The sequence below is a fragment of the Pseudacidovorax intermedius genome, assembly GCF_001476815.1.
In the GTDB taxonomy this organism is placed as follows: domain Bacteria; phylum Pseudomonadota; class Gammaproteobacteria; order Burkholderiales; family Burkholderiaceae_C; genus Xenophilus; species Xenophilus intermedius_A.
The window spans coordinates 19,998-28,353 of sequence record NZ_LDSL01000109.1 but is presented as its reverse complement, the minus strand read 5'-3'; the positions used below and the strand labels follow the sequence as shown (position 1 = coordinate 28,353).

The following is an 8,356-nucleotide window of genomic DNA, read 5'->3' as shown; positions in this document are numbered from 1 at the left end:
GGCTGGGGAGAGGGGGCCGCAGCGGCAGCAAGGCACAAGCTCGTTGCCGCGCGCGCACCCCCTCTCCCCAACCCCTCTCGCGCAAGGGGAGAGGGGCTCAAGATCATGCGCCGGGCTGGACGTGCGCTCTCACCGGGCGCTGGCGATGACCCGGACGACCTCTGCGCCGTAGGCCTCCAGCTTCTTCGCTCCGAGGCCGCTGATGCCTTCCAGCGCCTCCAGCGAGTCCGGCGCGCGCTCGGCGATGGCGGCCAGGGTGGCATCGTGAAAGATCACGTAAGCGGGCAGGTTGTGGGCCTTGGCCACCTCGGCGCGCCAGGCCTTGAGGGCCGCGAAGCGGGCCTGGCCGGCGGTGTCGAGCGCCGCCGCCGCGGCCGGGGCCGCCGCGCTGGCACCACTCGTGCGCTCGCGCCGGCTGCGGCGCTGGGCCGGCTGCGACACCGACTCGCGCAGGCGCACCGGCACCTCGCCGCGCAGCACGGCGCGCGAGCCGTCGGTCAGGCGCAGGGTGTTGAACTTCTCGGCATCCACCTCCACCGCGCCGATGGCGATCAGCTGGCGCAGCACGCCGCGCAGCTGCGTCTCGCTGTACTCGGCGCCGATGCCGAAGGTGCTCACCCGTTCATGGAAGAACTGCTTGACCTTGTCGGTGGTCTTGCCGCGCAGGATGTCCATGATGTGGCCGGCACCGAAGCCGATGCCGCTTTGCTGCTGCACGCGATAGATGGTGGACAGCAGCTTGCGCGCGGCATCCGTGCCGTCCCACACCGCCGGCGGCGACAGGCAGTTGTCGCAGCTGCCGCAGTGCATGAGGGGCACGCGTTCCTCGCCCGGGGGCGCGTCGGGCGGCATGCCGTAGGTCTCGTCGAAGTAGGCCAGCAGCCGCACGCGGCGGCAGTCAGTGGCCTCGGCCAGGGCCAGCAGCGCGTCGAGCTTGCCGCGCATCACCTGCTTGAATTCCTCGGCCGCGGGGCTCTCGTCGATCATGCGGCGCTGGTTGACCACGTCCTGCAGGCCGTAGGCCATCCAGGCATCGGCGGGCAGGCCGTCGCGGCCGCCGCGGCCGGTCTCCTGGTAGTAGCCCTCGATGTTCTTGGGCAGGTCCAGGTGGGCGACGAAGCGCACGTCGGGCTTGTCGATGCCCATGCCGAAGGCGATGGTGGCCACCATGACGATGCCTTCCTCGCGCAGGAAGCGGTCCTGGTGGCGCTGGCGCACGGCGGCGTCCAGGCCGGCGTGGTAGGGCAGCGCGTTGACGCCGGCATCGGCCAGCATCTGCGCCACCTCTTCCACGCGCTTGCGCGACTGGCAGTAGACGACGCCCGCCTCGCCCTCGTGCTCGCGCTCGATGAAGCGCAGCAACTGGGTGCTGGCGTCCTTCTTCTCGACGATGGCGTAGCGGATGTTGGGCCGGTCGAAGCTGCTGACGAACTGGCGCGCGTCCTGCAGCTGCAGCCGCTCGACGATGTCGGCGCGGGTGAGCGCGTCGGCCGTGGCGGTGAGCGCGATGCGCGGCACGGCCGGGTAGCGCTCGTGCAGCACGGCCAGGGCGCGGTATTCGGGGCGGAAGTCGTGGCCCCACTGGCTCACGCAATGCGCCTCGTCGATGGCGAACAGGGCCAGCTTGCCGCGCGCGGCCAGGCCGTCCAGCAGTTCCAGGAAGCGCGGCGTGTTGACGCGCTCGGGCGCGGCATAGAGCAGCGTGAGCTCGGCGCGGGCGGTGCGGCGCTCGACGTCCAGCGCCTCCTGCCAGTCCAGCGTGGAATTGAGGAAGGCCGCGCTGACGCCGGCCTCGTGCAGGGCGCCGACCTGGTCGTGCATCAGCGCGATCAGCGGCGAGACCACGATGCTCACGCCGTGGCCGGCACGCGCTCGGGCGATGGCCGGGATCTGGTAGCACAGCGACTTGCCGCCGCCGGTGGGCATGAGCACCAGCGCATCGCCGCCGCCGGTGACCTGGTCGACGATGGCCGCCTGCGGGCCGCGGAAGGCCTCGTAGCCGAAGACCTCGCGCAGGATGGCCAGGGGCGCGGTGCTGCCGGAGTCGATGGGATGGGGAGAGGACACGGTCGATGCGGGCGGTGGCGACGGGCTGAAAGCCGGACGGGCGGGCGGATGGAAGCGGCCGCGCGTCCGGGGCGGCGGATGCGCAGGGCGCGCCTCCCGCGCGCCAGGGCGGCATTGTCTCAGGCCGGCGCCGCGTGGCCGGTCCGGGCCGGGCATGTCCACGGAAGCTGGCACGCCTTCTGCAATCCTCGTCGCGTCGGCGCTGACCTGCGCCTGTATAGACAGCATTCTGGTGCGCGGCGCGGTCCGATGCACCGAAGCGGACCCGCTGTCGGCCTTGACCCCTTCCATCCTGGGGCGCCGCTGCGGGTTGTCCTGTATATACAGGCTTGGCAGCCCGCCTGAGACTGCGCCCGCCCTGGTGAGTGCGGCCGGCGCGGCCCACATGCCGCGTCTGGCCGCCGCCCGTGGTCCGGGTCGCGCCGCACCGATGTCCGTTGTCCTTTCGCCATTCACACCACAGGAGGGCCGCATGGCCAAGACCGTCTTCAAGATCGCATCGCTGGTGGCCGCGGCCGCCGCCCTGGCCTGCGCCGCAGGCACCGCCGCCGCGCAGGAGACGAAGATCGCGCTCGGCATGTCCGGCTGGACCGGCTTCGCGCCGCTCACGCTGGCCGACAAGGCCGGCATCTTCAAGAAGAACGGCCTGGACGTGGAGATCAAGATGATCCCGCAGAAGGACCGCCACCTGGCCCTGGCCTCCGGCGCCATCCAGTGCGCCGCCACCACGGTCGAAACGCACGTGGCCTGGAACGCCAACGGTGTCCCCATCGTGCAGATCTTCCAGATGGACAAGTCCTACGGCGCCGACGGCATCGCCGTTCGCAACGACATCAAGTCCTTCGCCGACCTCAAGGGCAAGACCATCGGCGTCGACGCGCCCGGCACCGCGCCCTTCTTCGGCCTGGCGTGGATGCTGAGCAAGAACGGCATGACGCTCAAGGACGTGAAGACCGTGACGCTGGCGCCGCAGGCCGCCGCCCAGGCCTTCGTGGCCGGCCAGAACGACGCTGCCATGACCTACGAGCCCTACCTGTCGACGGTGCGCAATGCGCCGCAGTCCGGCAAGATCCTCGCGACCACGCTGGACTATCCGATGGTGATGGACACCGTGGGCTGCGCGCCCACCTGGCTCAAGGCCAACGCCAAGGCGGCGCAGGCGCTCACCGCGTCGTACTTCGAGGCGCTGGAGATGATCAAGGCCGAGCCCGCCAAGGCCAACGAGATCATGGGCTCGGCGGTCAAGCAGACCGGCGAGGCCTTCGCCAATTCGTCCAAGTACCTGCGCTGGCAGGACAAGGCCGCCAACCAGAAGTTCTTCTCCGGCGAGCTGGAGCAGTTCATGAAGGAGTCGGTGCCGATCCTGCTGGAGGCCGGCGTGATCCGCAAGGCGCCCGAGGACCTCAAGGCCACCTACGACGCGTCCTTCATCAAGTAAATGCCCCTGCGTGAGTCTGCGTCCGTGCCCCGCCGTTCCGTCATGACCCCGCTCGAGCCCGTCGGCCCGCGCACACGCTGGCTGCTGGGCGTGGCCTTCTTCGTGCTCTTCGTGGCGGTATGGGCCTTCTTCACGCTGGGCGGCTACGTGTCGCCCACCTTCCTGGCCAGCCCGGTCACGATGGTGAAGGAGGCGGTGCTGCTGTTCACCGAATACGGCTTCATCGGCGACATCGGCATGACGGTGTGGCGGGTGTTCGGTGGCTTCCTGCTGGCGGCGGTGATCGCGGTGCCGCTGGGCATCCTGATGGGCGCGTACAAGCCCATCGAGGCCTTCCTGGAGCCCTTCGTCTCCTTCTGCCGCTACCTGCCGGCCTCGGCCTTCATCCCACTCTTGATCCTGTGGGCCGGCATCGGCGAGGCGCAGAAGCTGCTGGTGATCTTCATCGGCTCGGTGTTCCAGATCATCCTGATGGTGGCGGTGACGGTGGGCAGCGCGCGCAAGGACCTGGTCGAGGCGGCCTACACGCTGGGCGCGGGCGGCGGCGGCATCGTGCGGCGCGTGCTCATCCCGGGCGCGGCACCGGGCATCGCCGAGACGCTGCGCCTGGTTCTGGGCTGGGCCTGGACCTACGTGATCGTGGCCGAACTCATCGGCTCGTCCTCGGGCATCGGCCACATGATCACCGACAGCCAGGCGCTGCTGAACACCGGGCAGATCATCTTCGGCATCATCGTCATCGGCCTGATCGGGCTGGTGTCCGATTTCCTGTTCAAGGCCGTCAACCGTCGGCTGTTCGCCTGGGCTTCGCTATGAGCGGCAACCTGCAAGAAGCCGGCGTGCAGCTGGCCATCCGCGGCGTCTCGCGCACCTTCACCGGGGCGCGGGGGCAGTCCACGCAGGCGCTGCTGCCGGTGGACTTCGATGTGCGCGAAAACGACTTCGTCACCATCCTCGGGCCCTCGGGCTGCGGCAAGTCCACGCTGCTGCGCATCGTGGCAGGGCTGGACTTTCCCACCAGCGGCCAGGTGCTGCTGGATGGCCAGCCGGTGGCCGGGCCGGGCGCGGACCGGGGCATGGTGTTCCAGAGCTACACCCTCTTTCCGTGGCTGGACATCGAGCAGAACATCCGTTTCGGCCTGCGCGAGCGCGGCATGGCCGAGGCCGAGCAGAAGGAGCGCGCGGCCTACTTCATCGCCAAGGTGGGGCTGCGTGGCTTCGAGCGGCACTATCCCAAGCAGCTGTCGGGCGGCATGCAGCAGCGCACGGCCATCGCGCGTGCGCTGGCCAACGACCCGAAGATGCTGCTGATGGACGAGCCCTTCGGTGCGCTGGACAACCAGACGCGGGTGCTGATGCAGGAGCTGCTGCTGGGCATCTGGGAGGCCGAGCGCAAGACGGTGCTGTTCGTCACGCACGACATCGACGAGGCGATCTTCATGGCCAACCGGGTGGCCGTGTTCAGCGCCCGGCCGGGCCGCATCAAGACCGAGATCGCGGTGGACCTGCCGCATCCGCGCCACTACACGCTGAAGACCACGCCGGAGTTCATGGAACTCAAGGCGCGGTTGACGGAAGAGATCCGGGCGGAGTCGATGGCGGCGGCGGAGCATTGAGCGATGGCTTCGGGGCGCGTTCAGGGTGAGGTCCGGGGCGGCGCGCGGCGCTTGGCTGCGCTGTTGCCACTTCGTTGCGCGCCTGTCGTGATTGGGCTGTGTGGCGTCTGGGTTGGTGTTCGGGGCGGCGCGCGGGGCCGGGGCCGGCCGGCGCGGGCTCATGGCGGGGTGGTCGGCTGCGCCGACTCCGCTGCGATGCTCGGCCGGGGCTCGCGTCGCAGAACTCGCTGCGCGCTCACGCGCTCCGCTCAGACAACTGCGACGAGTCAGTTCACGAAGCACGCCTGTCCTTCGGCAGGCGTGCCTCGCCCCGGCCTGCGCTTCTCGCCACCCCGCAAATCGCCCGCGCCAGCCGGCCCCGGCCCCGCGCGCTGGACACGTCGCGTCGGTATCGGGGTAGGGGCGCTGCGGGCTTTGCCTTCGACCTCGATCTGCACTTGGGCTTGGACTTGGGCCTGGGTCCCGGCACACCATGTCGGCCCAACCCAGAGTGGCCGGCAGCCCGTGGGCGGTGGTGCGCCTGTGGCGCGCCGAGGAGCGCAGCGAAGCCGGCCGCAGGCCTGCCGAAGGACAGGCCTGCTTCGTGATCTGACTCGCGGCATTTGTCCGAGCAGAGTGAACGCAGTGAACGTCGCGAGTTATGCCGCGGGCCGGTTTTGCGAGCACCGGAGGGGAGTCGGCGCGCAGCGCCGACCGCGCCACCGAAGCACCGCCGCCCACGGGCTGCCGGCCGCTCTGGCGCGTAAGCCCCAATGCGCCCGGATCACCCCGCAAGCGCATTCAAAAGCGCAGACCGCACGCAACCCAGGAGGCCGCGCGTGACCACAGCCTCCAGAACCAAGCGCCAAGCCGAAGCCGCACCACGCAGCGCGGCCCCGACCCCGTCCCTTGCCCTCTACGAGCAGGTCAAGGAACATATCGTCCGCCGCATCCAGAGCGGCGAATGGCCCGCCGGCCACCGGCTGCCCTCGGAGCACGAACTGGTCGCCCAGTTCGCCATCTCGCGCATGACCGCCAACCGCGCCCTGCGCGAGCTGGTGGACGAAGGCCGCGTCAAGCGCGTGGCCGGCGTCGGCAGCTTCGTGGCCGAGACCAAGCCGCAGTCCACCCTGCTGCAGATCGCCAACATCGCCAGCGAGATCCGCGGCCGCGGCCATGACTACGGCTTCGAGCTGCTGGCGGCCGAGCGCATCGCCGCGCCCGCGGACATCGCGGCCTGGCTGGATGTGCGCCTGGGCGAATCGCTGTTCCACTGCCTCTGCCTGCACCTGGAGAACGGCACGCCGGTGCAGCTGGAGGACCGGTGGGTCAGCCCGCGCATGGTGCCGGCCTTCCTCGACCAGGACTTCTCGCGCATGCCGCCCAGCGAGTACCTGGTGCGCCACGTGCCCTTCGACCAGATCGAGCACCTGGTCGACGCCGTGCTGCCCACGCCCGAGCAGGCCGAACGCCTGGCGATGGGCCTGGGCGAGCCCTGCCTGCTGCTCACCCGCCGCACCTGGTCGCGCGGCATCCCCATCACGATGGTGCGCTGCCTGCACCCGGCCTCGCGCTACCGGCTGGGCAGCCGCTTCCGCGCCGACGGCAATCCCGGCTGGGGCTGAAAGGCCCCGCGCACCGGCTTCGCTTCTCGCACGTCACAACCTGTATAGACAACCTGCCATGACCACCACGCTGACCCTCCACCCCGGCCACGTCGACCTGGCCAGCCTGCGGCGCATCCACCAGGGCGGCCTGACGCTCGCTTTGGACGACGGCACGCGCGTCGGCATGCAGGCCGCGCAGGCCGCCGTGCAGCGCATCGTGGACCACGACGACGTGGTCTACGGCATCAACACCGGCTTCGGCAAGCTGGCCAGCACCAAGATCGACCACGGCCACCTGGCCGAGTTGCAGCGCAATCTCGTGCTGTCGCACAGCGTGGGGACGGGCGAGCCGCTGGCGGCCGAGGTGGTGCGGCTGGTGATCGCCACCAAGGCGGTGAGCCTGGCGCGCGGGCATTCGGGCGTGCGGCCGGCGCTGGTCGATGCGCTGCTGGCCCTGTTCAATGCGGGCGTCACGCCGCTGATCCCGGCCAAGGGCTCGGTGGGCGCCTCGGGCGACCTGGCGCCGCTGGCGCACCTGGCCTGCGTGTTGATCGGCGAAGGGCAGGCACGCCTCGCCGATGGGCGCGTGGTGGGTGGCGCCGAGGCCATGCGCAGCATCGGCATCGAACCTTTCGTGCTCGGCCCCAAGGAAGGGCTGGCACTGCTCAACGGCACCCAGGTCTCGACAGCGCTGGCGCTGGGAGGGTTGTTCGGCGCGGAGAACGTCTTCGCCTCCGCCCTGATGTCGGGCGCGCTGTCGCTGGAGGCCATCCAGGGCTCGATCAAGCCCTTCGACGCGCGCATCCACGCCGCGCGCGGCCAGCCGGGCCAGATCGCCGTGGCCGCGGCCGTGCGCACGCTGCTGCAAGGCAGCGACATCATCCCCAGCCATGCCGACTGCGGCCGCGTGCAGGACCCGTACTCCATCCGCTGCATCCCGCAGGTGATGGGCGCCTGCCTGGACAACCTGACGCACGCCGCCCGCGTGCTGGTGACCGAGGCCAATGCGGCCTCGGACAACCCGCTGGTCTTCAGCGACACCGGGGAGGTCATCTCCGGCGGCAACTTCCACGCCGAGCCGGTGGCCTTCGCGGCCGACATCATCGCGCTGGCCGTGGCCGAGGTCGGGGCCATCGCCGAGCGCCGCATCGCGCTGCTGCTGGACACGGGCCTGTCGGGCCTGCCGCCCTTCCTGGTGCGCGACGGCGGCCTCAACTCCGGTTTCATGATCGCGCAGGTCACGGCCGCGGCCCTGGCCTCGGAAAACAAGTCACTCGCCCATCCCGCCAGTGTGGACAGCCTGCCGACCTCGGCCAACCAGGAGGACCATGTGTCCATGGCGACCTTCGCGGCGCGCCGGCTGGGTGAGATGGTGAACAACACCGCCGTGGTCATCGGCATCGAGGCGATGGCCGCCGCGCAGGGCATCGAACTGAAGCGCACTGAGACCACGCCGCGCAGCTCGGCCGCCGTCGAAGCCGAGATCGCCCGCATCCGCCGCCAGGTCGCCTTCGTCGAGCGCGACCGCTACCTGGCACCCGACATCGAGGCCATGCGCCAGTGGGCGATGGCCGCCGAGATGCCCGCCGCATTGATCGGCCTGCTGCCGAGCCACGGCGCCTGAGCACCGGCCTGGTTCTTCATCGCCA

General features: G+C 70.4%; 6 protein-coding genes. 5 read left to right on the top strand and 1 reads right to left on the bottom strand.

Translation table 11 applies throughout. The annotated features are described in order from the left end of the window. Nucleotides 1–129: 129 nt before the first annotated feature. Nucleotides 130–2,223, bottom strand: a complete 2,094-nt coding sequence (gene recQ, locus NS331_RS16920; protein ID WP_440589392.1) for a DNA helicase RecQ — start codon at nt 2,221–2,223, stop codon at nt 130–132. 316 nt (nt 2,224–2,539) lie between these two features. Between recQ and NS331_RS16915 the strand changes: the two genes are divergently transcribed. The 5 genes from NS331_RS16915 (at nt 2,540) to hutH (ending at nt 8,331) form a co-directional block, all read left to right on the top strand. Continuing rightward, nucleotides 2,540–3,505 (top strand): ABC transporter substrate-binding protein, encoded by a 966-nt coding sequence (locus NS331_RS16915; RefSeq protein ID WP_058643133.1) that lies wholly within the window; start codon nt 2,540–2,542, stop codon nt 3,503–3,505. After that, complete coding sequence (locus NS331_RS16910; protein WP_058643132.1) at nt 3,506–4,321, top strand: ABC transporter permease; 816 nt, start codon at nt 3,506–3,508, stop codon at nt 4,319–4,321. Next, nucleotides 4,318–5,121, top strand: a complete 804-nt coding sequence (locus NS331_RS16905) for an ABC transporter ATP-binding protein (RefSeq protein WP_058643131.1) — start codon at nt 4,318–4,320, stop codon at nt 5,119–5,121. The genes NS331_RS16910 and NS331_RS16905 overlap by 4 nt, the downstream gene beginning before the upstream one ends. An 818-nt stretch (nt 5,122–5,939) precedes the next feature. Further along, the gene (gene hutC / locus NS331_RS16900) at nt 5,940–6,725 is read left to right on the top strand and encodes a histidine utilization transcriptional repressor HutC (protein ID WP_058643130.1); all 786 of its coding nucleotides are present in this window, start codon (nt 5,940–5,942) and stop codon (nt 6,723–6,725) included. A gap of 58 nt (nt 6,726–6,783) precedes the next feature. Then, complete coding sequence (hutH, locus tag NS331_RS16895; RefSeq protein WP_058643129.1) at nt 6,784–8,331, top strand: histidine ammonia-lyase; 1,548 nt, start codon at nt 6,784–6,786, stop codon at nt 8,329–8,331. The last annotated feature ends 25 nt before the right edge of the window (nt 8,332–8,356 follow it).